This window comes from Paenibacillus sp. FSL R10-2734 (assembly GCF_037963865.1).
Taxonomy (GTDB): Bacteria; Bacillota; Bacilli; order Paenibacillales; family Paenibacillaceae; genus Paenibacillus_AQ.
Map to the genome: position 1 here is coordinate 2938684 of NZ_CP150170.1, position 24627 is coordinate 2963310.

Genomic DNA, 24627 nt, shown 5'->3' on the forward strand with positions numbered 1-24627 from the left:
GCCAAATGTATGCGAAAAATCGAATACAATGTGCCGCTGGTAACGTAAACGAGCCAATGTATGTGAAAAGCCGAATACAATGTGCCGCCAGTAACGTAAACGAGCCAAATGTATGCGAAAAACCGAATACAATGTGCCGCCGATAACGTAAACAAGCCAAATGTATGTGAAAAGCCGAATACAATGTGCCGCCGGTAACGTAAACAAGCCAAATGTATGCGAAAAAGCGAATACAATGTGCCATCGGTAACGTAACCGAGCCAAATGTATGCGAAAAAGCGAATACAATGTGCCGCCGGTAACGTCAACGAGCCGAATGTATGCGAAAAAGCGAATACAATGTGCCGCCAGTAACGTAAACGAGCCAAATGTATGCGAAAAACCGAATACAATGTGCCGTCGGTAACGCATACGAGCCAAATGAATGCGAAAAAGCGAATATAATGTGCCGCCGGTAACGTAAACAAGCCAATGTATGCGAAAAAGCGAATACAATGTGCCATCGGTAACGTAACCGAGCCAAATGTATGCGAAAAAACGAACACAATGTGCCGCCGATAACGTAAACGAGCTAAATGTATGCGAAAAAGCGAATACAATGTGCCGCTGGTAACGTAAACAAGCCAAATGTATGCGAAAAAGAAAATACAATGTGCCATCGGTAACGTAACGAGCCAAATGTATGCGAAAAAACGAACACAATGTGCCGCCGGTAACGTAAACAAGCCAGCACTGTTATTCACCCCAAATTACCCGGAAATGGGCTGTTATTAGGGAATAAGTTCAATACGGTCCGCCCCTAATATATGTGCTCATTTAATCGAAATAAAGGCCATACGGTCCGAAAGCGGAACCTCACTACGAAGGTGTATATGGATACGAGTATGGAATTACGGAATCACGGAATTACGGAATTACGGAGTACTCAGCTTGCAACTCTACCTCCAAGGACGCGGTCAGGCGTTTTTCTTGTTTATTCGTTGTAATTTTTCTAATGGAGTAATGAAGCTTTCTGTATCATTTGAGCGTGAAGGAAGACGAGTGAAAATCTAAATCTAGACGTGTGTCCTTCTCTTTCAATATAATGGGATTTATAACTTCGGGCAAAATTTGTGAAAAGTGGAAGCGGCGAAGGATCGTATAAAGGGAGATGGACATAAATGAAATTCAGTGATTTCGAAGTGGAGCAATGGGAAGAGAATCGAAAATTCTATGATACATGTCTCATACCTTTTACAGGATTAAGTGGGTCCGAGAGCCCTCCTGAGACGGTTCAAGCATTAGAGAGATTGCGTGATTTCATGGATTTAGTGGAAATACCGTTTAAGGGACGTATTGTAACTTATCCAGCAATTCAGTATGGAGGGGGAGGATATGTCGATTTAATCAATGAGGTTTGCCGAAAAGTCAAATCCAGTGGTTTCCAGTATGCTGTTGTGTTAACAGCGGATATAGCACTTCAGGAGATAGAAATTGTTGAAAGCGATTTAGTACTCTCTCTGCCTATCATTGAGGCCTCTCAGGAAGGTAAGATAAACAGTAATATTGGGTTGAAAATTCAAGAGATGTGGCGACGGTGATCGTCTTTCAAATGTGACAGAAAATCAACAATTATAAGATAAATTCACTTTTTGGCCTGTCACAAATTAGACAATATTCTTGACGGGTTTTGGAGCCTAAGCTATTATTAGGTTGAATCGAAATGGTATGTGATGTATTTCATTGAAAAGATTTGAAAACGGATTATTTATAGTAAGGCATCTCTGATCGGACACCACTAGATACTTTCTTATATCTTGAGAAGGGGGTTATATAACAGTATGAGCAGCCATAATGATCAACAGGATATTTGGCCTGAACAAGAACAACCACCCAGCCGTAAAGAGATGTCGCGCAGGCAATTTTTGACCTACACGTTAGGTGGCGCTACTGCTTTTATGGGGGCAGGTGCAATTCTCCCAATGGTCCGTTTTGTCGTGGACCCAATATTACATAAGAAGGGCGCAGGAGAATTTATAAAGGTTGCTGAAATAAGCAAAATCACCGAAGAGCCCCAAGAGTTTACGTTTGAATTGAAACAGAAGGACGGATGGTACGACAGCACAGCATCATTGACTGCGTGGATCCGTAAAGACGCACAGGGTGATATTTATGCGCTTTCACCCATTTGTAAACATTTAGGCTGTACGGTCGGATGGAACAATGATAAGGCACATCCGGACGAGTATCACTGCCCTTGCCACGGTGCGCGTTATACCAAACTCGGCAAAAATCTCGAAGTAGCTCCAAAACCGCTTGACCAGTATAAAACGAAATTTGATAACGGGTGGGTTCTTTTGGGTGATATTGTGCCTAATACAGTAGCTAGTGAGGAGGCGTAGGTTCTGATGTTTAAAAATGTCTATAACTGGATTGACGAACGTTTGGATGTTACGCCAATTTGGAGGGACGTGGCCGATCACGAGGTTCCTGAGCATGTTAACCCGGCCCATCACTTCTCTGCGTTTGTGTATTGTTTTGGCGGACTGACCTTTTTTATTACAGTGATTCAGATCTTATCGGGTATGTTCTTAACGATGTATTATGTACCAGACATTATCAATGCTTATGCTAGTGTTGAATATTTACAATCTAGTGTTGCTTTTGGACAAATTGTCCGTGGAATGCATCACTGGGGTGCCAGTCTAGTAATTGTCATGATGTTCCTTCATACGATGCGTGTCTTCTTTACAGGCTCTTACAAAGCTCCACGTGAGATGAACTGGGTGGTTGGAATGCTCATTTTCTTCGTAATGCTCGGGCTCGGTTTAACGGGTTACTTATTGCCTTGGGACAATAAAGCTTACTTTGCAACAAAGGTAACACTCGAAATTGCCAACTCTGTTCCAGTGATGGGACCCGTACTGAAAGAACTTATGCAAGGCGGTACGATTGTTGGTGCAGAAACGTTGACTCGGTTTTTCGCACTACATGTATTCTTCCTCCCAGCGGTGCTTCTTAGTCTGCTCGTAGGACACTTTATTATGATCCGCAGACAAGGGATTTCTGGACCGTTGTAAGTTAAACTCAGAGAGGAGGAATACGGATGGCACATGGAAACAATTCTAAGGAAAAGGTTGTATACGTCGGTGATTCCAGGGTTCGCAGAGGGAACGGCTTTGTTACACCTCCAGACTATTCAGCCTATCCTGGTAAATCGGAAGCCTTTATCCCTAACTTTCTACTGAAAGAATGGATGGTTGGCGTCGTTGTACTTGTAGGAATATTAGTGCTTACTATTTCTGAGCCAGCGCCGCTAGGGTTTCCAGCGAATGCGAGTGCTACAGTTATCCCAATTCCTGACTGGTATTTCTTGTTTCTCTATCAGTATTTGAAGCTTCCATATGCTTCTGGTGATTATATCGTGCTTGGTACATTAGGAGTAACTGGTGTAGCTTTTGGTTCGCTGCTGTTGGCTCCTTTTCTAGATACGGGTAGAGAGCGTCGCTTCTATCGTAGACCGATCGCTTCCTCGTTAATGTTCTTGTCACTTGCGGCGATTGTGTACTTAACGAACACGGCTTGGACTGAATACAAACATGAAATGGCTGAAACCGGTCAAATTCCTGAAGATATTCAACGGGAAGAAAAGGCAGCGGAGAATAGGGCGAAGGGTCTTCCGACCTCGAGTGCTGTTAAGGCAAAGGAAATAGCGATTGTGGATAAGGATGATCCAGCTATGGCACTGTATAAACAAGCCACATGTATCTCCTGTCATGCAGCGGATTTGAAAGGGGCTGGTGGACCTTCACTTCGCGGCGTTGGGGACACCCATGACAAAGAAGCAATCCTTACTATTATAAAAGAGGGTCAAGGGCAGATGCCGAAGATGTATGATACTGCTCTGGGAGCGGGGCTTTCGGATCAAGACATTGATGCCTTGGCAGACTGGCTTGCCAAACAAAAAAGCGAACAGTAAAATAATAATAACGCAAAACCTGATCGAAACTGCGGTCAGGTTTTTGTATGTCTAAATGTAAAGTTGCCACTACTTGGGAGGTTAATAATCTGTATGTCAGTTCATTGGTTTGATAAACTGTTTAAGCACCGAGGAATCATATGGTTGTTATTTATTGTGAATCTTCTCGGTACAATTTATGGCTACATATGGTATGGCAATCAATTGGAGTTCACGGCGGCTAACTATCCTCTTTGGTTGCTCCCGTTTGTTCCAGATAGTCCAACCGCGAGCTTGTTCTTTACCTTGGCGCTGTTACTAATGCTATTTCCTCCTAAAAGCTATACGGGAAACAACGTAAGAGAGCTTATTGAAGCTTTAGCAGTGGTGACTTCTGTGAAGTATGGGTTATGGGCAGTAAGTATCATTTTTGCTGGAGGGTATCAAGGAGATGTTCTAGTTTGGAAAGACTGGATGTTGGTTGTCTCCCATTTGGGCATGGCGGTAGAAGCCTTGATCTATGCACGATTCTTTTCTTTCCGTAAAATGATTCCGCTAGCACTCTTCTGGACCCTGGCTAACGATATGCTGGACTATTCGTACGGAATATACCCATGGTTACCTTCTGTACTGAATGATGATGTCACCCAGGTGCAATACTTCACAATGGCACTTACAGTATTTAGTGTTGTTGCTGCTTGGTTGTTTAGTAGAAGACAAAGACCAGAAGAGTCAATCTATCAGTTTAAGAATAGACGATAGTAAGCAGTTCTAACCCTTGTCCTCCTGCCATACATTTAGAATTATAAGAAGTATAAGTTTTATACTATACGTTATCCTTATAATTTTACGAGAAACGAATATCGTCTTTAAAAAGACGACAACGTCGTTTCTTCTTAGGTAGGAGGGGGATGTCTCATGCTCCGCGGGAGATATTATGTATTGGTTGTTTTAGTATTCTGCTGGCTAATGACCAGCGTGAGTGTTGTAAAAGCTTCAGCAGCGCAAGGGGATGCTGGTGAAGGTTCTGAAAATGTTTCGAAGCAAAGCGCCGACGTTAGTTCGGGCATCGGTTTGACAGTGATGAGTGGAAAGACTGGAGCACAGCAGCTAGAACAAGCCGCTGAGGCATTGTATGGGTATGTCTTGGAAGGGGATTTGATGAAGTTACGTCAAGAGACTGAAGAGATCTCCAGGATCTTTGTGTCCTCTTCCTTTGAAGGAATGACCTCTGTGGAGGGCATTAATGCGTTGTCTGGGGTCATTATGGACCTGAAGGCTGCTATGGCAAGCGCAAAAGTATCGCAGCAGCAATTGGAGGCAACAGCCACCAGGTTGCGGTTAGCCGCCAACAGTCTGAATCAACCTCGGCAGCCCATTTGGCTTCAGTATTATAAGCTAATTCGTGAGGATTTAAATGCGATGGAGCAAAGTGGTGCTGCAAATGATCTGGTAGGATGGAGAACGGCTGTAGAGAGGCTACAGGGTAGGTACGAAAATATCCGGCCTGCGGTGATCGTTTCCCGGCAACCAGAAGTAGTAAATGCCTTTGATTCTTGGCTCTCATATGTAGCGGGTATTCCTTCTTCCTCACATAAAATCGAACGGACCCGGTTGCTTGAAATTGTGTCTTACGGTCAGGACGCGGTACGGGTGATGTTCGGAAAAGAGAAGGATGAACCAGCTTTGTCGTTGCCGCTGGCATCGCAAGAATTCGGGATTTGGGGAGGGTTAGCCGCAAGCTTTATTATTGCTGTATTAGCGTATGCGGGCTACCGTAAGTACCGTGGAGAGAATCAGAACTTCAAGCCAGTGTAGTGAAATACTTGGATAAATAATAAAAAGGAGCGGGATTCTTTCCCGCTCCTTTTTGGTAACGAATTTGGGGCCCCCGCAATGTACCAGAGTACGCATCGAAGCAAAGCAACACTTTTTGGGGATATTTTATGTTTCTCTAAATCCTTCGCCCTGTACGTCGTGCACATCACTGATAATAACGAATGCATGCGGATCAATGGATTTGACCAGTAGACTAAGCCGGCGAATTTCCTGCCTAGAAACCACGCAGTACACCATATGCTTGGCTTGCTTGGAATACGCACCGATCGCGGGGATGAGCGTTACCCCTCGTTCTAGTTCTGCTGTAATTAGATCGGCGATTTGGGGTGCCTCATCACTAATGATTGTAAAAGCTTTTGCGGCATAGGCGCCTTCCTGAATAAAATCGATGACACGTGAGGCGATAAATACTGCAACGAGTGTGTATAGTATTTTTTCTTTGGGAATATAGAAGATGGAAGAGCCGATAATGAAGATATCGATAGCCAGAATAATCTGCCCCATGCTCCAGCCGAAATTCCGTCCAAGAATTCTTGCAACAATGTCTACGCCACCTGTAGTGCCGCCAAAACGGAATACAATCCCAAGCCCTGTTCCGAGCGTTACTCCTGCGTACAGCGCAGCAAGAATAAAGTCATGTTCGGTACTGAATGGTACAATCCATCCAGCAGAGATCAATCTTTCGAAGATCCACAAGAAAAGCGACAAAGACCCGATCCCTACACCTGTGTACACAATTTGGCGGCCACCTAAGACTTTCCAACCCAGGAGAAACAATGGGAGATTGATCAGTAGCGTTGTTAAAAAGATTGGAATGTCAAAGGCATAATTAAGGAGTAGTGTGATTCCTGTTACGCCGCCTTCCATTAGTTGACTGGGAATAATGAAATACAGTAGTCCGAATGCATATATTGCGGTTCCGAGCATGATGGGAGCAACTGTTTTGCTAATTGTAATTACCTTGTTTGAATTCATGGTATCCCTCGTTAGGCCTTGTTAAAGGCAGTTTTTCTTTTCCTATAATAAGTATACCTTTTCTTGCGGGTGTTAAAATATTCAAAAAAGATTTGTCTTCAAAACGTCTTTACGATAACATAGGGGCAAACAGAAGGCAAGATATTCAGAGGGGGCAAAGATACATTTTATGGACAAAAGTCTTAGTGACATTCAGCGGGAAGTAGACGCTTATATATCGCAGTTCAAAGAAGGCTACTTCAGTCCGCTGTCTATGTTGGCCCGCATGTCCGAGGAAGTCGGAGAGTTGGCCCGTGAAGTCAATCATGAATTTGGTGAGAAGCCGAAGAAGTCTGATGAAGCCGAGAATTCTATTGAGCTTGAACTGGGAGATATTCTGTTTATAACCGTTTGTTTTGCAAATTCTCTTGGGATTGATCTGACAGAAGCGCATAATAAGGTTATGCATAAGTTTAATACCCGAGATGCGGGACGTTGGACGCCAAAAGACACCGATTAGGCCGTCATAACATATGCTGTACCAAACGAACGGGATTTAGCCGTGAGGATGGTGCGTATATGGATCAAAGAGATTATGTAAGAGAAGCCTATCGCTCTATATTGAGAAGTGACTTTGCGGAAGCTATTGTTTGCTTCGAAGCCGCGATTGCAGCAAGTCCGGCTGATGCTGAAGTCAGATATCGTTGTTCCATAACGTATGCCCGCAGTGGTATGCTAGATAAAGCTTTAGTTCATGCTCAGGCCGCTATGAAGTTAGATGGCAGCAAACCTGAGTATAGTCTACATCTACAGCATTTGCAGGCTATGATGCATGTTCAGGAAGCTAAACGGTTGATAGAAGATGAAGATAACAAAACTCGTAACCCGTATCATCCGATCACGCTGCTGAAAGAGGCTATTACCCTTGATCCTTTATATGGGGATGCTTATGTATGGCTTGCCATCGCGTATAGTCGGGTGAATGAACATATGCAGGCAATGGCTGCCTTGAAAGAAGTGATTTCTTTACATCCGGATGATTCTGGCTTGCGAGAATTGATGGTAGACCTTCAGAAATCCATACAATCGTATATGCAGTAGCAACTATATAACCAGTGAGAGCGAGGAAGAAAAGATATGAGCAACAAGATCAGAGTTATCGTATCCGGCGCAGGCGGGAGAATGGGTAAAGAGGTTGTTAAACTTGTACTGCAGGACGAAGAGTTGGAGCTAGCAGCTGCGGTAGATCGTTCAACGATGGATATTGACGCAGGCCGTCTGGTAGGTCTAGAAGACTCAGGCGTTATTGTAACTTCAGATCTTGAGGCTGCCCTCGCGGGAAGCAATGGAGATGTTATGGTCGATTTCACTATACCGCAATCGGCTTATACGAATACAGCGCTAGCCATTAAATATGGAGTGCGTCCGGTTATCGGTACAACCGGATTCACACCGGAGCAAATTGTGGAACTGGACAAGCAGTGTCAAGAGCAGGGGATAGGCGGACTCATTGCTCCGAATTTCTCCATTGGGGCTATTCTTTTGATGAAATTTGCGGCCCAAGCTTCAAAGTACTTCCCGCATCTGGAAATTATCGAATATCATGGTGACCAGAAATTGGATGCTCCATCCGGAACTGCAATCAAAACGGCAGAGATGATTTCAGAAGTACGGGAAGAACTTCGTCAAGGCAACCCTAATGAAGAAGAAACCATTGAAGGTGCCCGTGGAGGTTATTACAATGGATTCCGGATACATAGTGTCCGTCTTCCTGGCGTGTTTGCTCAAGAAGAAGTGATTTTTGGTGGGTTCGGACAATCATTAAAAATCCGGCATGATTCTTATGAGCGAGCAGGATATATGCCAGGCGTTAAGATGGGGATTCAGAAGGTAATGGGATATACCGGCTTGATCTATGGATTTGAGCACTTTATAGAATAGACAGGAGAGAACACCATGTTAAAGATCGCGTTTATTGCACATGATCGCAAAAAAGATGAAATGGTAAATTTTGTATTGGCTTATGAGCATGTATTTGTAGGTCACGAACTGTTTTCTACGGGAACTACGGGCCAACGGATCATGGATGTGACTAACTTGAAAATTCATCGCTATATGTCAGGACCATTAGGTGGAGACCAGCAAATTGGCGCGATGGTAGCACAGGATGAATTGGATCTTATTATTTTCTTGCGTGACCCATTAATGGCACAGCCACATGAGCCAGATATTACAGCTTTACTTCGTCTATGCGACGTTTACGGTATACCTGTAGCTACGAATATCGCTACAGCTGAGGTGCTTGTGAAGGCGATTGATCGCGGTGATTTTGCCTGGCGTGAACTAGTTCATAAGTACAAACCAGGTGTTGATGAATGAAGCTAGACATTCTTGTATTTGGAGCTCATGCGGATGATGCGGAGATCGGTATGGCAGGAACGATTGCAAAACATACCGCTGCAGGACTTCAAGTGGGTCTGTGTGATTTAACAGCAGCGGAAATGTCCTCGAACGGTACTGTAGAGCTACGTAAGGAAGAGGCGCAGCAAGCTGCTGATCTGCTTGGCGTATCGGTGCGGACGAATTTAGGTCTATCTGACAGAGGACTTTTTATTACGGAAGAACATGTGGCAGCTGTGACAGCAGAAATTCGCCGGTTTGCTCCTGCGATTGTTTTTGCTCCTTATTGGGAAGATCGTCATCCTGATCATATTGCATGCAGTAAGCTGGTAGAAGAGGCTGTCTTTAATGCCAAGCTACGTAAATATATGCCGGACAAGCCAGCAATTCCAGCTCCACAGTTGTTTTTTTATTTTATAAATGATTTAGGACGTACGGATCTTATTGTAGATGTTACTAAACAATATGGGGTGAAGGAGCAGGCATTGTCCTGCTATCGCTCCCAGTTTACAAAGCCGCTAGGTGCCGATGCTGTATCTACACCATTAACGGAAGGCTACATTGAACGTGTTCGCTCCAGAGACATGTTGCTTGGACAGCGGAGACTCATTCCCTATGCAGAAGGGTTTGCAACAAAAGTGCCTTATGCAGTAGATCTGTTTACTGCGGGGGATCATACTTAATAAAGTATAGAAGGGGACGGAGTATGGATCGTTTGAAAATAGGTATTACCTGTTATCCGTCTCTTGGCGGCTCAGGCGTAGTAGCGACTGAATTAGGAAAACTCTTAGCCGAAAAGGGACATGAAGTTCATTTTATTACACATAGTATCCCGTTCCGGCTAGGGAAGTTTCAGAAGAACATCTTTTACCATGAGGTAGAGGTTAACGATTATTATGTATTCAAATATCCTCCTTATGATTTAGCACTTGCTACTAAGATGGCCCAAGTTGCCAAAATGCAGAATCTGGATCTGTTCCATGTTCATTATGCCGTTCCGCACGCTGTGTGTGCTTTCCTTGCGAAGCAGATGCTAGGTAATGATATAAAAGTTGTAACGACCTTGCATGGCACTGATATTACGGTACTTGGACAGGATGAATCACTAAAAGATCTAATCCGTCTTGGAATTAATGAAAGTGACGCAGTAACAGCTGTATCGAAGGATCTCATTAGAGAAACACGAGATGTCCTGGATATCACACGCGAGATCGATCTCACTTATAACTTTGTAGATCATCGTGTCTATTATCCACGGGATGTAACGAACCTACGGGGAGATTTTGCTTCTTCTGATGAGAAGATCCTAATGCACATCAGTAATTTCCGCCCAGTCAAAAGGGTGAGTGATGTGGTGGATATATTTGCTAAAGTGAATCTTGAAATACCTTCACGTCTGCTGCTTGTTGGCGAAGGGCCAGATCTTCCTAAGATTCAAGCCAAGATCAGTGAAATGGGTCTAGAAGATAAAGTGCGCTTTTTAGGTAGACAGGATGAGATCGCTCAAGTGATTTCGTTGGCTGATCTGCTCCTGTTGCCTTCAGAGAAGGAAAGCTTTGGTCTGGTTGCGCTGGAAGCGATGGCATGTGGCGTACCGACTATAGGTTCTCAAACCGGAGGTATCCCGGAGCTTATAGAACATGGAAAGACAGGATTCATTGCCCCGGTTGGTGATACAGAAACTATGGCGAACTATGCAATCAAACTCCTATCGGATGATCGTATGGTGCAGCAGTTCAGCCAAGCTTGTCTGGAAACGGCCTGCAAAGATTTCTGTAAAGATTCGATTACAAGTCAGTATGAAGATATATATTACCGTGTGCTGGGGCGCAAGGTGCCTAGACTGGATACAGTCAGGGGGTAAGGAGTTCGTAATGGAATGGAAAATGGCGCCATCCGCTATGGCTCTTGCCGCGGAAAATGTAATTTCTGAGCTAACTCAAAACGGCCATGAGGCTTTTTGGGTCGGAGGATGCATTCGCGATGAGCTATTGGGCAGGCCAGTGCATGATATGGATATTACAACTTCAGCATTGCCGGAGGAAGTGATAGCTATCTTCGCACGCAGTGTTCCGACAGGATTAGCACATGGGACTGTCACTGTGCTTCAGGATGGACATGGGTTTGAAGTGACTACATACCGAACAGAAAGTGGTTATGTCGATCATCGTCGTCCGGACCATGTTGAATTCGTAAGCGATGTGAAGGAAGATCTTCGTCGTCGTGATTTTACGATTAACGCTATATGCTGCGGGCTGGGTGGAGATCTGATTGATCCCTTCGGTGGTGAGAAGGATCTAGCTCTTCGTGTGATCCGCTGTGTGGGGGATGCGGAGGAGCGGTTCGATGAGGATGCACTTCGCATGCTTCGCTGCGTTCGTTTCGCATCGGTGTTAGATTTCTCCATCGCCAAGAATACGTGGAGGGGGCTATTGCGCCAGCGAGAAAGACTAGCGCATATTGCTGTGGAGCGTGTCCGCGCGGAGCTGGAACGCATCGTAGAGGGGCCGCATCCTCGGCGCGGCCTCGCTATGCTGGCGCGCTGCGAGCTGCTCGCGCGCGGCAAAGCCCCGTTCCCCTGGACCGGAACCGATCTGGCGGCTGCTGCCGCCTTAACGGCCGGGATAGGGGAACTGGAAAGCGCCCACCTGCGGTGGGCGCTTCTCCTACATGCCCTGAAGCAGTCGGCCCAGGAGGCCGATGAGCTGCTGCGGGCATGGACGTTCTCGGGGACGACGCGGACCAGCGTCGTCCAGGTGCTGCGGGTCCGCGAAGCTTGGACCGCTGCCCTGAAGGCGGTGCCGCCGGGGGAACCAGGCGGCACAGATCTACTGCGGCGGCGCTGGATCGCCGCAGTGCTGTCCTTCGGCGTGGAAGCCGCCGAAGGGTGGCTCTCGCTGCTGGCTATCTTGCCAGCAGCCGCTCATCCCGCTGCGAACCCGCCAGCGGACTCAAAGAACTCACCCGCTGTCAGCACCTCAGCGGTCTCGGAAGTCTCGCCCGCTGTCAACACCTCAGCGGACTCAGAAGTCTCGCCCGCTGTCACCGTCCCAGCGGAGTGGATCGCTCAGATGCCGCTCAAACGCCTCTCAGAGCTTGCAGTTACAGGTAATGAGGTGGCGGAAGCGCTTGAGAAGCGTCCGGGTCCTTGGCTCGGAAATATGCTGAACGCACTTCTGCAAGCGACTGCATCTGGTGATCTTCTAAACAATAAACAAGTATTGCTGCTTGAAGCAAAAAGGATGGATGGTCATGAGCTATGATAAAGCGCTGTCGCTAACCGAATTGAAGCAAAAAGCTTCCAATTCGAATTGGATAGACAGAGTTCAGCTCCTGGAATCTGTCGTGTCCACTCAGGAGGAAGCCAAAAGATTGGCAGAAAGCGGTGCACCAGAGGGTACAACTGTAATCGCTGAAGAACAAATCGGTGCTAGGGGGCGAATGGGGAGGAAATGGTTTTCTCCTCGTGGCAAAGGCATTTGGATGAGTATAGTATTGCGACCAAATTTACCTTTGTTACAGACGCCTCAATTAACACTGCTGGCTGGGGTTGCCGTCTGTAAAGCGATTCGCCAAGTAACCGGAGTAGATGCCGGCATTAAATGGCCGAATGATTTGCTTGCGGGTGGTCGTAAGATATGTGGAATTTTGCTCGAATCTTCTCTAAGTGAAGGGGAGCTTCATTATTGTATCGCTGGGATTGGAATTTCTGCGAACATGACTGAAGATGATTATCCCGATCATCTGAAGGAAGTAGCTACTTCACTTCAGATTCAGCGGGGTGGTGTTCCTATTGACCGTTCGGAGCTGGTAAGAGCTGTATTGGATGAACTTGAGATGCACTACAATCTATACATGAAACAAGGTTTTATGCCTATAAAAGAGCTGTGGGAGTCGATGTCAGTCACCTTGGGTCGCCAGATCGCTCTGAATAGCCCTCAGGGGCGTTCGGAAGGAGTTGTAGTAGGTCTGGATGACCTGGGTGGATTGCTGCTTAAGAATAGCTCAGGGAAGATCTCTAACGTATGCTCAGGGGAAATTGAACTTTTATAGGCCTTTTCTATATGACAGGGGTGTCATTCCTTGTCATATTTTTTTCGTGTAATTCCACATTCTTTTTGATATACTATGGATCGGAGGCGGTATCGTTTTGCGAACTGTACTCTTGATCTGATGTAATTAATAATATTTTTATTACTGGAATCACCTTCATAACTGCGTTAGACGGTTACGTTGGATTCTGCTCTGAGCCGTAAGGACCGAGACAGAAGGGACGATCGCGAGTGACTCTTTTTTGCCCTTCGGACCTTTTTAGCAAATCATTGCTAAAAGGTTTTTTTGTTGCGATTTTTACGGGGATGTAATTTCAAAAAGGAGGACGAAGAGAAAAATGGCGAACAAACAAGCGCTTAATATTGTAAAAATGAAAAAAATGAAAGCAGAAGGTGTGCCGTTGAGTATGCTGACCGCTTATGATTACCCATCGGCTTTATTAGCTGAAGAAGCAGGTATCGACCTTATCCTAGTGGGTGACTCCTTGGGAAATGTGGTACTTGGGTATGATACAACTTTACCAGTTACGATTGACGATATGGTCTACCACACGCGCTCAGTAACCCGGGGAGCACAAAAAACGTTCATCGTGGCAGACATGCCATTTATGACCTATCACGGAAGTATTGATGAGACCTTGCGAGGTGTGCGCAGATTGATGCAGGAAGGGCGGGCTCATGCTGTCAAAATGGAAGGCGGTCTCGAAATTTGTGAGACAGTTACTGCGGTTGTAGCTGCAGGAGTTCCTGTTCTGGGTCATATTGGGCTAACGCCTCAATCGGTAAATATGATTGGTGGTTACCGCATTCAAGGAAAAGATGCGAAGGATGCAAAACGCCTGATGGATGAGGCTAAGGCCCTTGAAGCAGCCGGTGCTTATGCAGTGGTACTGGAGCTGGTGACAGAAGAAGTAGCACAAGCGATTTCAGAGGCGCTGAGCATTCCGACCATTGGGATAGGTGCAGGACGTTATTGTGACGGACAGGTATTGGTTTTCCATGACTTGCTGCGTTATGCCTCACCATACCGCGAGAAACGTTTTGTCAAAACATATGTGGATGTGGGTAATATGATACGTGAGGGCATCAGCCAATATGTGCAGGAAGTGAAAGACCGCTCGTTCCCGGATGAAGGTCATGTTTTTAATGCTGATGAAACCGTTCTGGAATCTTTATACGGCGGTGCCGGAAAGGAAGGGGAATAAGATGAGAGTTGTTAGAAGCATTGAGCAGCTGCGCGAAGCTTTGGAATATATGAGACAAGGCGGGCATACCCCGATTGGGTTTGTTCCAACGATGGGCTACCTGCATGAAGGACATGCCAGTCTGCTTCGTCGGGCTGGAGAAATGAGCAACACGGTGGTTATGAGCATATTTGTGAACCCGCTGCAGTTCGGACCCAATGAGGATTATGATTCCTATCCGCGTGACGAAAAGCGTGATTTGGAGCTGGCAGAACGCGAGGGAGTGGATATTGTATTTATCCCCAGTGTGGAAGAAATGTATCCACAGCCTACCCGAACTACTGTCTCGGTATCGGAGCTTACCACTCGGCTCTGTGGGGCTTCTCGACCAGGGCATTTTGATGGTGTAACAACAGTGGTTAATAAGTTCTTCAATATCGTACAGCCGGATTATGCCTTCTTTGGGCTAAAGGATGCTCAACAGGTCGCTGTGCTCCGCCGAATGGTGTCCGATCTGAATATGCATGTTGAAATTGTACCTTGTCCTATCGTTCGCGAAGCGGATGGGCTGGCACTCAGCTCACGTAATGTTTTCTTATCTTCAGAGGAGCGCAGTCAGGCTTTGGTGTTATCCCGTTCTCTTCGAGAAGCGCGTCAGTCCATCGAAGAAGGTAAGGTAAGAACGGCTGCTGAAGTGCGGGAAATCTTAAACACGGTTATTTCCAGCTCACCTTTAGCGGTGATCGATTATGCGGAGATCCTAACGTTCCCTGATCTTGAAGGGTTGAACGATGAGGTTGTTTTATCGGAAGTGAATGGGGAAATTATTATAGCGCTTGCCGTGAAGTTTGGCAGAACACGCTTAATTGACAATAATGTATTTATTCCAAAGGAGGTTGCCGCTCTTGTTTAGACATATGATGAAATCCAAAATTCACCGCGCGACGGTGACAGAAGCGAATTTGAATTATGTGGGTAGTATTACCATTGATGAGAATTTAATGGAAGCGGCAGATATTCTTGAGAATGAAAAAGTGCAGATCGTGGATAACAATAATGGTTCACGGTTAGAAACCTATGTCATTCCTGGGCCTCGCGGTAGTGGAGTGATCTGTCTAAATGGTGCGGCCGCTCGTCTTGTTCATCCAGGAGATACAGTCATTATCATTTCGTATGCGATGTTGTCCTCTGAAGAACTGAAGTCCCATAAGCCAACAGTGGTATTCGTGGATGAAAATAACAAACCCGTGAAGCTGGCAGATCATGAATTGCATGCTACAATCGCTTAAATATAATGAACATACGCCATGTAATGAATGGCAGGGATGAAAGTCCCCGATCTCGCAGAAAATGAAGTCAGGCAAGCTGAACTGATTTCATCTTCAGTAAGAGGGGGATAGCCCATGTTTCAACATTTGTTTGCTGAAATGAACAAGGTGCTTCAGGAAATCGTTACAGATTACCCTACAGCGGAGGGTGCCCGCCGGAATGAGCTTTTATGCAATTATAATATGCTGCATAGACTAAGCGATAAAGTGATGGACGAATGGCTGGCTTTTGCTGAGAAGCTTAGTCACTTTCGCGAGAGTGTGGATTTTACGTCGGTGGTCGAAGAGGAATTGCCAGAGCAGGAAGCACCCGAGCTGTGTATGGATACTTTTGTAAGAGGTCAGGGTTATTATAAGCTCTTGATGTATGGAAAATGTATTGAACAGTTTAAGGAAGTTATCCTGCAATATCCGGATAGTTTGGCCGCCCGATTATATTTAGCCATTTCTTACCTACAGGAAGGGGATGGGGAAACAGCTTGGGGTCATCTGAACCATATGCTTAGTTTGATACGGGAAAATAAGCTGAAAGCAATGGTTTACAATGCTTTAGGCTGCATACGAGCATCTCAGGAACGTTTCAATGAAGCGCAGGAGCTGTTCGGCCTTTCTTTGCAGCTTGACCCGGCACTTCCTGAGCCAACCGTTAATTTGGAGGTTTGCCGCCGCCGAGGAGGAAAGCTTCATTTCGGAAATCAGCTCGTTTCTTTGTTGTAAAATATTTTTTAATTCCGCACTTTCATTCAAGCGATGCATCCCCTAAACCAGTGGTGTGCATCGCCTTTTTTCGCAACTTCTGTTATGCTGATTAAGAGTCTCAATTGAAAGGGAATAGAATTATAATGAAATTTGCCGTGCTTGATTTTGAAACAACGGGAACCCAATCCGTGGGTGAAATTATCCAGGTTGGCCTTGCAATTATAGAAGAAGACCGGTCCATCTCCCGGGTATATGGTTCCTACGTCAAGCCCGGAACGCCGATACCTCCTTTTATAACTGGTCTGACGGGGATTACCGACGATGATGTAAAGGATGCGCCTGAGCTGGATGAGATGATGATGGAGCTTGTTCCGCTGTTGGATGATGTTGTGCTTGTAGGGCATAATGTCGCATTCGATTTCCATTTTTTGCAAAATGCTTTAGATCGATGTGGATATCTGCCATTTCAAGGACGGATTTTGGATACGATTGATTTTCTGAAAATCTGCTTTCCTTCTCTCACATCCTATCAACTAGGATCGGTCAGTTCCCATTTTGGAGTGACACATGATCGCCCACATCAGGCAGACAGTGATGCACTTGCAACTGCTCTTGTATTGCTGAAATGTCTGGAGGAGCTCTACGATTTGCCTCTGCTGATCATCCAGAGACTTTGTGAGCTGTTTACCGAAGAGGATAGTGATTTAGGTTGGTATTTTGATGGTCTACTGCGTGAACGGGAAGCGGAGACGCTTCAGCCCGAAGGTGATCTGACTTTCTATCGTCAATTAGCGCTTGCTGTGGGAGACTGGAATGAGTTAGCTTCTCCTAGGGATGGGCATGGTGAGAATCCGTTAGAGAATTTATCTTTTACAGATTATATGGATGAAGTAACTAAACGGCTTAAAGACACTTTACCGCAGTATGAAAGCCGAGAAGCTCAGGATATTATGATCAATGATGTGATGACGGCACTTGCTGAAGACAAACATCTTCTGATCGAAGCAGGAACAGGAACCGGCAAATCGCTTGGTTATTTGTTGCCTGCTATTTATCAAAGCGTTCGCACCGATCAAAAGGTCATGGTCAGCACTCATACCATTAATTTGCAGGACCAATTACGGGAGCGAGATATTCCTTTGTTAACGCAGGTAGTTCCTTTTCCATTTAAAGCTGCGATTTTTAAAGGTAGAGGACATTATTTGTGTCTGCGTAAGTTTGAACATAAAATTAACAAAAAGGACTTTATAAGCCCAAGGGAAGACGCGCTTACTGCGGCTCAGATGATCGTATGGCTGACTCAAAGTGAATCTGGAGATGATGAAGAGCTCAATTTAAGCGGTCGAGGCGGTGATTTCTGGGAGACGGTTGCAAGTGATACCGATTCCTGTCTAGGCCGTTCGTGTCCATGGTTCCGCAAATGTTATTATCACCGGGCTAAGCACGAAGCGGGTATTGCTGACGTGGTCATTACGAACCATTCTAAGCTGTTCGCGGATGTTAAGGCGGGTCATCAGTTGCTCCCAGCTTATGAGCATCTTGTGATTGATGAGGCCCATCATCTGGAGGATGTAGCTGGCAAGCATTTAGGTATGCATATGAAGCATTTCACGGTGGCGCATACGCTATCGCGTCTTTACAAAGATAGTCGAAACGGCCAGCTTCCTACTCTTCGCCAAATGCTTCAGTCATCAGGCAGCGAGGAAGCTTCTGAATGGAGCGGAGTCATTGATAGAATCTATCCAGATCTGCTTACCATAAAAGAAACCTGGGATCTACTTAGTGACAAACTGTTCAGCCTTTTGCCGGAACGCAGTGATGCAGCGGCGGGAGAAGCTGGACAATTAGTTATGCGTTTACTTCCTGCTCGGAAACCGAAAGATTGGGATGAATTGGTTGCTTTAGAGAATACTATAAATCTGACATTAAGTGAAATTATCCGTAAGGGTGATAAAATGCTTAATGAGATGCGCGATCAAGAAGGCCAATCATCATCAGACAGTCTAGTTACCGATATTAGCGGCTTATTCAAGGATTTAGCTTCTATACGTGAGCAAATACGGTTTTTTATGGGATTAAACGACGAGAATGTAGTATATTGGCTGGAGGCGAATGGAAATTATCGCAGCAAATCGCTACAGATGTATGCCGTCCCTGTTGATGTAAGTACCCAGCTTAAGGATCTCTTCTTCGATAAGAAGAAAAGTATCGTGTTAACCTCAGCGACGCTCTCAGTCGATAAATCTTTTCAGTTTATGATTGATAATCTAGGATTAAATGAGGCTGCCGAAGAAGGGCGACTGATGACATCGCTACTACCTTCACCATTTAAATATCGGGAACAGGCACTGCTGGTTATTCCGCGTGATTTTCCTAGTGTGAAGGGTAGTGTGGGAGATGCACGTTTTGTGGATACACTCGTTCAGTCGCTAGCGGAAACGGCGGTAACAACCCGCGGGCGGATGCTTGTCCTGTTTACCTCTTACAAGATGCTGCGCCAGGTTTATGATCCTCTGAAAGAGGCTCTAGCCTCACAGGAGATTACGGTGCTAGGTCAAGGTGTGGAAGGGGGCAGCCGCAGCAAGCTTATCCGCCGTTTTCAGGACAGTGCAGCCTCAGTTCTGCTAGGAACAAGCAGCTTCTGGGAGGGTGTAGATATTCCGGGTGAAGCGCTAACCTGTTTGGCCATCGTGAGGCTCCCATTCCAACCGCCGAATCATCCACTAGCGGAAGCGAAGTCGGAGTTATTGCAAGCCCAGAAAAAGAATCCGTTCATGAAGTTGTCTGTTCCTCAGGCAGTTATTCGCTTTAAGCAAGGATTCGGAAGACTGGTACGGACAGCGCAGGATCGGGGTATTGTTATTGTTTATGACACAAGGGTTATAGAATCTCACTATGGGAAGTATTTCCTTTATTCACTGCCTGGCCCGAAAATGGAGCATATGCTAACGGATCAAATGGTTCCTCGTATAGCAGAGTGGTTGGAGGACGGAGGCGTTTCCCGAAACGTATAACTTCAGTTTGTGATCACTCTACAAATGAAGGGCGGTATAAGAATTAAGAATACCGCTCTTCATTGAGACGAGGTACGGAATTTTTGTTAGGATTTGAAAAAAAGTAATAACTAATTTAGGAGGCATATTATGAAATCGGATAAAATATCAGAAGCTGTCGTTCGCAGACTTCCTGTGTACTTGCGTTTTTTAAATGATCTTCAGAATCGTGAAATATTAACCGTTTCCTCTCAGGAGCTTGGTCAAAAGCTTGATCTAAATCCCGCTCAAATCCGTAAAGATTTGGCTTATTTCGGTGATTTCGGAAGAAAAGGTATTGGTTATGATGTTGCTTATCTTATAGAAAAAATTCGTCATATCTTGAAGCTTGATCAACAGCTGAATGTGGCTTTGGTAGGAGCAGGTAATCTTGGTCATGCCTTGTCTAATTACAACGCATATTTGAAGGATACCATGAAGATTACTGCTATATTTGACTCCTATGCCCCTAAGGTTGGGCGGAAAATCAACTCACTGACTGTGCAACCAATGGAGGAGCTGGCAAAGACGGTCCGCGAGCAAGGTATTCGAATTGGGATTATTACAGTGCCTAATTCAGAAGCGCAGAATGTTGCGGATATTCTCATTGAAGCAGGAATTGAGGCGATTTTGAATTTTGCGCCAGTGATTCTAAAAACACCACCGAATATCCGGGTTCATGCGGCCGATTTTACAACGGATTTGCAAAGCCTTGCTTATTACCTGAAAGACGGAAAGGAAGAAAGTAGAAATGAAGAGCAATAAAACTATAATCAAGGGCGGGCGTTTTCTAATTCCGGGAACGGATGAGCCGGTTCTGAGCGGATATATGACTATTGAAGATGATTTGATCACTTACATAGGAAAAGAAGAGCCTTTGATTGAAGATGGTGTGCAAGTGGTTGATGGCAGTCGTCTACTGTTCATGCCAGGTCTTGTAAACACACACGGCCATGCCGCAATGTCGTTACTACGTGGTTATGGAGACGATTTAGCACTTCAGGTGTGGCTTCAGGAGAAGATGTGGCCGATGGAGGAAAAGTTCACCGGAGAAGATGTATACTGGGGAACCTCCTTGTCTGTACTAGAAATGCTAAAGGGTGGGACTACAACCTTCTTGGATATGTATGATCATATGGACCGAGTAGCTGAGGTAGTCGAATTGTCAGGTATCCGTTCCGTACTGATGCGCGGCGTAATAGGCCTATGTCCAGAGGAAGTACAGAATCATAAGCTTGCGGAAGCGATTTCTTTTGCACGTAACTGGCATGGGAAGGCTGACGGCAGAATTACGACGATGATCTCACCACACGCCCCATATACCTGCCCACCGGACTTTTTTGTTAAGTTTGTACAGGCGGCACATGATTTGGATTTACCGATGCATACCCATATGTCCGAAACGAAACGTGAAGTGGAGCAGAATGTGGTGGATTATGGACTGCGTCCTGTAGCGCATCTTGAGAAGCTTGGAATGTTCACACGGCCGTCTATTGTTGCTCATGGCGTTCATTTGAATGATGAAGAGATCGAGATTCTGGCTCGTCATAATGTAGGTGTGTCACATAACCCAGGGAGTAACCTTAAACTGGCCAGTGGAGTGGCTAGAGTGCCGGATCTTCTAAAAGCTGGAGTGAAGGTGTCTCTGGGTACAGATGGCGCGGCAAGTAATAACAACTTGGATATGTTTGAAGAAATGCGTCTTGCAGCGCTCATCCATAAAGGTGTAAGCGGTGATCCTACGGCTGTTCCAGCTCCTGAAGCGCTGCGTATGGCTACGGAGTATGGCGCAAAGTCTATCTTTTTAAATGATGTGGGTAGACTCGCTGTAGGCATGAAAGCTGACTTTATCGCCATTGATATAGACCAGCCGCATTTGCTGCCACACACAGATCTGTTGTCTCATGCTGTATACTCTGCCAGTGCCAAGGATGTTGAGCATGTATGGGTGAACGGTAAACAAGTAGTGAAACAGGGACAATGCGTAACGCTAGATGAGGAAGCTATCCGTCGTAAGGCACAAGAATCCTTTGATGGTCTGCTCAAGCGCTAGTCTATAATAATAGTGAATAACTGAAAGGCTGTGACTTCTGCGTTTGCAAAAGTTACGGCCTTTTGTGTAAATATAGGAATTTATGACTAGATAATGTTGGATGGATATGAAACTTTGGATAAACATACGGGTGTGTTATATAATCAAAAAAGATATATTACTAGAAAGGGAGCTGCACCTTGAAGAAAAGGAAAAAATGGATCCTCCTGGGATCAGTTCTGATTCTGCTCCTTCTGTTTGGACTTATCCAGTTCTATGCTTATATTATGAAAGATCAATGGAACGAGCGAGATATCGCTAAGGGTGTCGCCAAAACCAGTGCTGGTCTGACAGAGGTAACTAAAGCACAGAAATCCGTGTGGGATGAAAATGGGGTGTACTGGGTCTTAACAGGGAAGAATGAAGCCGGGACCGAGTTGATGGTATGGGTACGCTTTACTGTAGATGGGAAGTTTGCTGAGGGTGCCGATGCAGTTTATGCTGAGGAACTGAGTAAAGGGACCTCTGAAGCGAAGATGCGAAGCATTATAAAAGCCGATCTTCCGGACATTACCATTGAGCGATTGTTGCCGGGGGTATATAACGGAGAATATGCTTGGCAGCTTTTTTATAAACAAAGCGGTCGGTATTATTATCAATTTTATCGCTTCTCAGATGGGGCACGATTGGGTGAAGGATACAGTTTGCCTAGCCGCTAAGAGTGAGAAAAGTACTTTAGGAGAACAAGCGGACTATTTATGGTTCGCTTTTTTTCGTTCCAACGGCATACTGAATGATATACTTATAGTGTATAGAATGTGTTATACTATAAGGGCGGGTTTTAATATTATGATTTAAAAATACATGAAAAAGTAGGCCTGTTAATGATGAATAACGGCCCTTTTTTGTCGAAATAAATCAATATATTTTATGAAATGGAAACAATTAAAAAATAAAATTTTAAATATCTTCACACTTTTTTTCAATTTCGTATATACACCTATGATATACTACTGTTTGTAATTAGAAAGGCATTAACAGAACATTAGGCTCTGATGAGCTCTGAACTAGCTATGATTATTGATCATTCTGTTTACATTTTGTCATCTTTGAGAGGAGGACGTTTCTTGAAACTACGTCTAGTACCTGTACTGATAACGTCTCTACTGTCGGCTACTGTATTGTTTGGAGGATTCTTTTTATATCGTCAGTTTGCTTTACAGGAACCACTTCAAAAGATTGTATCCGGATATGATGGAGTAAATGATTCACATATTAGTATTAACCGCGATGAGGTCACATTGAAACTTGATTTGCAGCCAGGCACGAATTTACGCGATCTGGTAACGTATGTTTCCAAAGAAGGGAAATCCGTGATTGATGGACGTAAGCTTAAACTGGATGTGGAGCAAAATTCAAGTGAACTACTGGATGATTACTGGGATAAAGCGATGTTCTCTGTAGCTGAAGCCATGGAGAGCCGTAAATATACGATTATACCTACTGAACTTGATAGATTGAAAGAGCAAAATTCGGAATATAAAAATGTGATAGCATCTACTGAAATCGACGACAACAATGTGTACGTAAGCTTGAGTAATGGGAAAGAAAGTAAATTTATTATTTTGCCGCGAAAACCTGCGACCTTGGGGGTATGGAATAATGCCTAAGTACCTTAAAGAAATTTTACTCGGATTTATTCCTGTACTGTTTATTTTCATGGCATATCTAGGTATTAATATATTCCCGATTGTTATAGCAGCTGGAATGCTTACTGCATTACTTATAATTGCTCATTTACGTGGTGGGCTTACCGTGAACGCTGGTGCAGATAAGAAACGCAAAAAGGTAGGACCTTCAAAGCTCACTTTCGAAGAAATTGGTGGGCAAGACAATGCGAAGCAAGAGCTTCGTGAAGCACTCGATTTTTTGATCCGGCATGAGGAGATTAGTAAATTTGGGATTCGGCCTCTGAAGGGGATCCTGCTTACGGGTCCTCCAGGAACAGGTAAGACACTTATGGCACGGGCTGCAGCTCATTACACAAACTCCGTATTTGTTGCTGCATCAGGTAGTGAGTTTGTAGAAATGTATGTAGGTGTCGGGGCCGGTCGAATTCGCGATTTGTTCAAGGATGCTCGTAACCGTGCTGTTAAGGAGAACAAACAAAGCGCTATTATTTTCATTGATGAAATTGATGTAATTGGCGGTAAGCGTGAAGGCGGACAGCAGCGTGAATATGATCAGACCTTGAATCAGCTGTTGACTGAGATGGACGGCATTTATAATAACGAAACACCGCGTATTTTACTGGTAGCTGCAACAAACCGAAAAGAAATGCTTGATTCGGCATTGCTACGTCCTGGACGGTTTGATCGTCATATTCAGGTGGACATGCCTGATAAAAAGGGCCGTAAATCGATTCTCGAATTGCATGCTAAAAATAAACCACTTCATGCTGATGTGAGCCTAGACAAAATCGCGGAAGAAGCCTATGGATTTTCCGGTGCTCAGCTCGAAAGTGTCATGAATGAGGCTGCGATTTATATGATGCGTGAGGACTTGACGGAAGTTGAGCAGCGGCATCTGTCGATGGCAATTGACAAGGTAATGATGGGTGAGAAAACAGATAGAGAAACAAATCACGAAGAGAAAAAGAGGGTCGCTATTCATGAATTGGGACATGCCATTATGGCAGAGCTCCTTCGTCCCGGAAGCGTAAGTCAGGTTACACTGACCCCGCGTGGACAAGCCCTTGGATATGTGCGTCATAATCCTCAACAAGAGCAGTATTTGTACACCAAAGATTATTTGGAAGATCAGATTATGATCGCTCTTGGCGGAGCGGCGGCTGAAGAAATGTATTATGGCGGACGAAGCACTGGTTCACGCGGGGACTTCGATCAGGCACTGAATATTGTGGAAACGATGATGAAATCGGGTCTAACCTCACTTGGTATTGCTAAGCTGGAAATGGTTACCACTGAAGAGCTTATGAAGGAAAATAGTAAGATATTGGATGAGTTGATGACTCGCACACATGAGCATCTTGAAAAGCAACGAAATGTATTTGATTACTCTCTTGACATTTTAATGAAGGAAGAAGTGCTCTCTGGAGAGCAATTTCGATGTCAATTTCGTGACAGCGTCCTTTTACCAGCATAAATATT

25 protein-coding genes are annotated in these 24627 nt (G+C 45.0%); 24 read left to right on the top strand and 1 reads right to left on the bottom strand.

Annotated elements, in window-relative coordinates; all coding sequences use genetic code 11:
- The first annotated feature begins 1160 nt into the window (after window positions 1-1160).
- The 6 genes from NSS67_RS12790 to NSS67_RS12815 all read left to right on the top strand — a co-directional run bounded on the left by NSS67_RS12790 (window position 1161) and on the right by NSS67_RS12815 (window position 5755).
- Window positions 1161-1580, top strand: coding sequence for a DUF2487 family protein (locus NSS67_RS12790; protein ID WP_339319876.1), 420 nt, complete (start codon window positions 1161-1163; stop codon window positions 1578-1580).
- 240 nt (window positions 1581-1820) lie between these two features.
- Entirely contained in the window at window positions 1821-2381 is a 561-nt protein-coding gene (locus tag NSS67_RS12795) for a ubiquinol-cytochrome c reductase iron-sulfur subunit (RefSeq protein ID WP_339319877.1), read from the top strand.
- A 6-nt stretch (window positions 2382-2387) separates the two neighbouring features.
- Window positions 2388-3059, top strand: coding sequence for a cytochrome b6 (locus tag NSS67_RS12800; protein WP_042129529.1), 672 nt, complete (start codon window positions 2388-2390; stop codon window positions 3057-3059).
- A 26-nt stretch (window positions 3060-3085) separates the two neighbouring features.
- Window positions 3086-3958: a c-type cytochrome gene (locus tag NSS67_RS12805; protein WP_339319878.1), complete on the top strand. Its 873-nt coding sequence runs from the start codon at window positions 3086-3088 to the stop codon at window positions 3956-3958.
- Between the two features lie 93 nt (window positions 3959-4051).
- Window positions 4052-4699, top strand: a complete 648-nt coding sequence (locus NSS67_RS12810) for a DUF1405 domain-containing protein (protein ID WP_339319879.1) — start codon at window positions 4052-4054, stop codon at window positions 4697-4699.
- 156 nt (window positions 4700-4855) lie between these two features.
- Window positions 4856-5755 carry a sporulation protein YpjB gene (locus NSS67_RS12815; RefSeq protein WP_339319880.1) on the top strand — a complete coding sequence of 300 codons (900 nt, stop codon included), beginning with the start codon at window positions 4856-4858 and terminating at the stop codon, window positions 5753-5755.
- 126 nt (window positions 5756-5881) lie between these two features.
- Here the strand turns inward: NSS67_RS12815 and NSS67_RS12820 are convergent, their stop codons facing one another.
- On the bottom strand, window positions 5882-6751 hold the full coding sequence (locus NSS67_RS12820; protein ID WP_339319881.1) for a YitT family protein: 870 nt from the start codon (window positions 6749-6751) through the stop codon (window positions 5882-5884).
- A 169-nt stretch (window positions 6752-6920) separates the two neighbouring features.
- Here NSS67_RS12820 and NSS67_RS12825 point away from each other — a divergent pair, with 169 nt between their 5' ends.
- The 18 genes from NSS67_RS12825 to NSS67_RS12910 all read left to right on the top strand — a co-directional run bounded on the left by NSS67_RS12825 (window position 6921) and on the right by NSS67_RS12910 (window position 24622).
- Window positions 6921-7250: a nucleotide pyrophosphohydrolase gene (locus tag NSS67_RS12825; protein ID WP_339319882.1), complete on the top strand. Its 330-nt coding sequence runs from the start codon at window positions 6921-6923 to the stop codon at window positions 7248-7250.
- A gap of 59 nt (window positions 7251-7309) precedes the next feature.
- Window positions 7310-7831 (top strand): tetratricopeptide repeat protein, encoded by a 522-nt coding sequence (locus NSS67_RS12830; RefSeq protein WP_339319883.1) that lies wholly within the window; start codon window positions 7310-7312, stop codon window positions 7829-7831.
- A 36-nt stretch (window positions 7832-7867) separates the two neighbouring features.
- Window positions 7868-8671 carry a 4-hydroxy-tetrahydrodipicolinate reductase gene (gene dapB, locus NSS67_RS12835; RefSeq protein WP_339319884.1) on the top strand — a complete coding sequence of 268 codons (804 nt, stop codon included), beginning with the start codon at window positions 7868-7870 and terminating at the stop codon, window positions 8669-8671.
- Window positions 8672-8686: 15 nt separating this feature from the next.
- Window positions 8687-9109 carry a methylglyoxal synthase gene (locus NSS67_RS12840; protein WP_339319885.1) on the top strand — a complete coding sequence of 141 codons (423 nt, stop codon included), beginning with the start codon at window positions 8687-8689 and terminating at the stop codon, window positions 9107-9109.
- Window positions 9106-9813: a bacillithiol biosynthesis deacetylase BshB1 gene (bshB1, locus tag NSS67_RS12845; RefSeq protein ID WP_339319886.1), complete on the top strand. Its 708-nt coding sequence runs from the start codon at window positions 9106-9108 to the stop codon at window positions 9811-9813. Before NSS67_RS12840 ends, bshB1 begins: the two co-directional genes overlap by 4 nt.
- 23 nt (window positions 9814-9836) lie before the next feature.
- Window positions 9837-10994 carry an N-acetyl-alpha-D-glucosaminyl L-malate synthase BshA gene (bshA, locus tag NSS67_RS12850; RefSeq protein ID WP_339319887.1) on the top strand — a complete coding sequence of 386 codons (1158 nt, stop codon included), beginning with the start codon at window positions 9837-9839 and terminating at the stop codon, window positions 10992-10994.
- On the top strand, window positions 10930-12393 hold the full coding sequence (locus NSS67_RS12855; RefSeq protein WP_339319888.1) for a CCA tRNA nucleotidyltransferase: 1464 nt from the start codon (window positions 10930-10932) through the stop codon (window positions 12391-12393). The genes bshA and NSS67_RS12855 overlap by 65 nt, the downstream gene beginning before the upstream one ends.
- The gene (locus NSS67_RS12860; RefSeq protein WP_339319889.1) at window positions 12383-13183 is read left to right on the top strand and encodes a biotin--[acetyl-CoA-carboxylase] ligase; all 801 of its coding nucleotides are present in this window, start codon (window positions 12383-12385) and stop codon (window positions 13181-13183) included. Before NSS67_RS12855 ends, NSS67_RS12860 begins: the two co-directional genes overlap by 11 nt.
- Window positions 13184-13520: 337 nt before the next feature.
- A complete protein-coding gene (panB, locus tag NSS67_RS12865) occupies window positions 13521-14387 on the top strand; it encodes a 3-methyl-2-oxobutanoate hydroxymethyltransferase (protein ID WP_339319890.1) in 867 nt (288 codons plus the stop codon).
- Between the two features lies 1 nt (window position 14388).
- Window positions 14389-15279 carry a pantoate--beta-alanine ligase gene (panC, locus tag NSS67_RS12870; protein WP_339319891.1) on the top strand — a complete coding sequence of 297 codons (891 nt, stop codon included), beginning with the start codon at window positions 14389-14391 and terminating at the stop codon, window positions 15277-15279.
- On the top strand, window positions 15272-15655 hold the full coding sequence (gene panD, locus NSS67_RS12875; protein ID WP_339319892.1) for an aspartate 1-decarboxylase: 384 nt from the start codon (window positions 15272-15274) through the stop codon (window positions 15653-15655). Before panC ends, panD begins: the two co-directional genes overlap by 8 nt.
- Window positions 15656-15769: 114 nt before the next feature.
- Complete coding sequence (locus tag NSS67_RS12880; RefSeq protein WP_339319893.1) at window positions 15770-16411, top strand: hypothetical protein; 642 nt, start codon at window positions 15770-15772, stop codon at window positions 16409-16411.
- A 125-nt stretch (window positions 16412-16536) separates the two neighbouring features.
- Window positions 16537-19407 carry an ATP-dependent DNA helicase DinG gene (gene dinG / locus NSS67_RS12885; RefSeq protein WP_339319894.1) on the top strand — a complete coding sequence of 957 codons (2871 nt, stop codon included), beginning with the start codon at window positions 16537-16539 and terminating at the stop codon, window positions 19405-19407.
- Between the two features lie 129 nt (window positions 19408-19536).
- Complete coding sequence (locus tag NSS67_RS12890) at window positions 19537-20190, top strand: redox-sensing transcriptional repressor Rex (RefSeq protein ID WP_339319895.1); 654 nt, start codon at window positions 19537-19539, stop codon at window positions 20188-20190.
- Window positions 20177-21478, top strand: a complete 1302-nt coding sequence (locus tag NSS67_RS12895; protein WP_339319896.1) for an amidohydrolase — start codon at window positions 20177-20179, stop codon at window positions 21476-21478. The genes NSS67_RS12890 and NSS67_RS12895 overlap by 14 nt, the downstream gene beginning before the upstream one ends.
- A gap of 179 nt (window positions 21479-21657) precedes the next feature.
- Window positions 21658-22176, top strand: coding sequence for a DUF5590 domain-containing protein (locus NSS67_RS12900; RefSeq protein ID WP_339319897.1), 519 nt, complete (start codon window positions 21658-21660; stop codon window positions 22174-22176).
- A gap of 408 nt (window positions 22177-22584) precedes the next feature.
- Window positions 22585-23127 (top strand): hypothetical protein, encoded by a 543-nt coding sequence (locus NSS67_RS12905; RefSeq protein WP_339319898.1) that lies wholly within the window; start codon window positions 22585-22587, stop codon window positions 23125-23127.
- Entirely contained in the window at window positions 23120-24622 is a 1503-nt protein-coding gene (locus NSS67_RS12910; protein WP_339319899.1) for an AAA family ATPase, read from the top strand. Before NSS67_RS12905 ends, NSS67_RS12910 begins: the two co-directional genes overlap by 8 nt.
- The last annotated feature ends 5 nt before the right edge of the window (window positions 24623-24627 follow it).

What these genes read in the sequence shown, in the direction of transcription:
- NSS67_RS12790 (WP_339319876.1), top strand. Translation starts at nt 1,161, where the DNA reads ATGAAATTCAGTGATTTCGAAGTGGAGCAATGGGAAGAGAATCGAAAA.
- NSS67_RS12795 (WP_339319877.1), top strand. Translation starts at nt 1,821, where the DNA reads ATGAGCAGCCATAATGATCAACAGGATATTTGGCCTGAACAAGAACAA.
- NSS67_RS12800 (WP_042129529.1), top strand. Translation starts at nt 2,388, where the DNA reads ATGTTTAAAAATGTCTATAACTGGATTGACGAACGTTTGGATGTTACG.
- NSS67_RS12805 (WP_339319878.1), top strand. Translation starts at nt 3,086, where the DNA reads ATGGCACATGGAAACAATTCTAAGGAAAAGGTTGTATACGTCGGTGAT.
- NSS67_RS12810 (WP_339319879.1), top strand. Translation starts at nt 4,052, where the DNA reads ATGTCAGTTCATTGGTTTGATAAACTGTTTAAGCACCGAGGAATCATA.
- NSS67_RS12815 (WP_339319880.1), top strand. Translation starts at nt 4,856, where the DNA reads ATGCTCCGCGGGAGATATTATGTATTGGTTGTTTTAGTATTCTGCTGG.
- NSS67_RS12820 (WP_339319881.1), bottom strand. Translation starts at nt 6,751, where the DNA reads ATGAATTCAAACAAGGTAATTACAATTAGCAAAACAGTTGCTCCCATC.
- NSS67_RS12825 (WP_339319882.1), top strand. Translation starts at nt 6,921, where the DNA reads ATGGACAAAAGTCTTAGTGACATTCAGCGGGAAGTAGACGCTTATATA.
- NSS67_RS12830 (WP_339319883.1), top strand. Translation starts at nt 7,310, where the DNA reads ATGGATCAAAGAGATTATGTAAGAGAAGCCTATCGCTCTATATTGAGA.
- dapB (WP_339319884.1), top strand. Translation starts at nt 7,868, where the DNA reads ATGAGCAACAAGATCAGAGTTATCGTATCCGGCGCAGGCGGGAGAATG.
- NSS67_RS12840 (WP_339319885.1), top strand. Translation starts at nt 8,687, where the DNA reads ATGTTAAAGATCGCGTTTATTGCACATGATCGCAAAAAAGATGAAATG.
- bshB1 (WP_339319886.1), top strand. Translation starts at nt 9,106, where the DNA reads ATGAAGCTAGACATTCTTGTATTTGGAGCTCATGCGGATGATGCGGAG.
- bshA (WP_339319887.1), top strand. Translation starts at nt 9,837, where the DNA reads ATGGATCGTTTGAAAATAGGTATTACCTGTTATCCGTCTCTTGGCGGC.
- NSS67_RS12855 (WP_339319888.1), top strand. Translation starts at nt 10,930, where the DNA reads ATGAAGATATATATTACCGTGTGCTGGGGCGCAAGGTGCCTAGACTGG.
- NSS67_RS12860 (WP_339319889.1), top strand. Translation starts at nt 12,383, where the DNA reads ATGAGCTATGATAAAGCGCTGTCGCTAACCGAATTGAAGCAAAAAGCT.
- panB (WP_339319890.1), top strand. Translation starts at nt 13,521, where the DNA reads ATGGCGAACAAACAAGCGCTTAATATTGTAAAAATGAAAAAAATGAAA.
- panC (WP_339319891.1), top strand. Translation starts at nt 14,389, where the DNA reads ATGAGAGTTGTTAGAAGCATTGAGCAGCTGCGCGAAGCTTTGGAATAT.
- NSS67_RS12880 (WP_339319893.1), top strand. Translation starts at nt 15,770, where the DNA reads ATGTTTCAACATTTGTTTGCTGAAATGAACAAGGTGCTTCAGGAAATC.
- dinG (WP_339319894.1), top strand. Translation starts at nt 16,537, where the DNA reads ATGAAATTTGCCGTGCTTGATTTTGAAACAACGGGAACCCAATCCGTG.
- NSS67_RS12890 (WP_339319895.1), top strand. Translation starts at nt 19,537, where the DNA reads ATGAAATCGGATAAAATATCAGAAGCTGTCGTTCGCAGACTTCCTGTG.
- NSS67_RS12895 (WP_339319896.1), top strand. Translation starts at nt 20,177, where the DNA reads ATGAAGAGCAATAAAACTATAATCAAGGGCGGGCGTTTTCTAATTCCG.
- NSS67_RS12910 (WP_339319899.1), top strand. Translation starts at nt 23,120, where the DNA reads ATGCCTAAGTACCTTAAAGAAATTTTACTCGGATTTATTCCTGTACTG.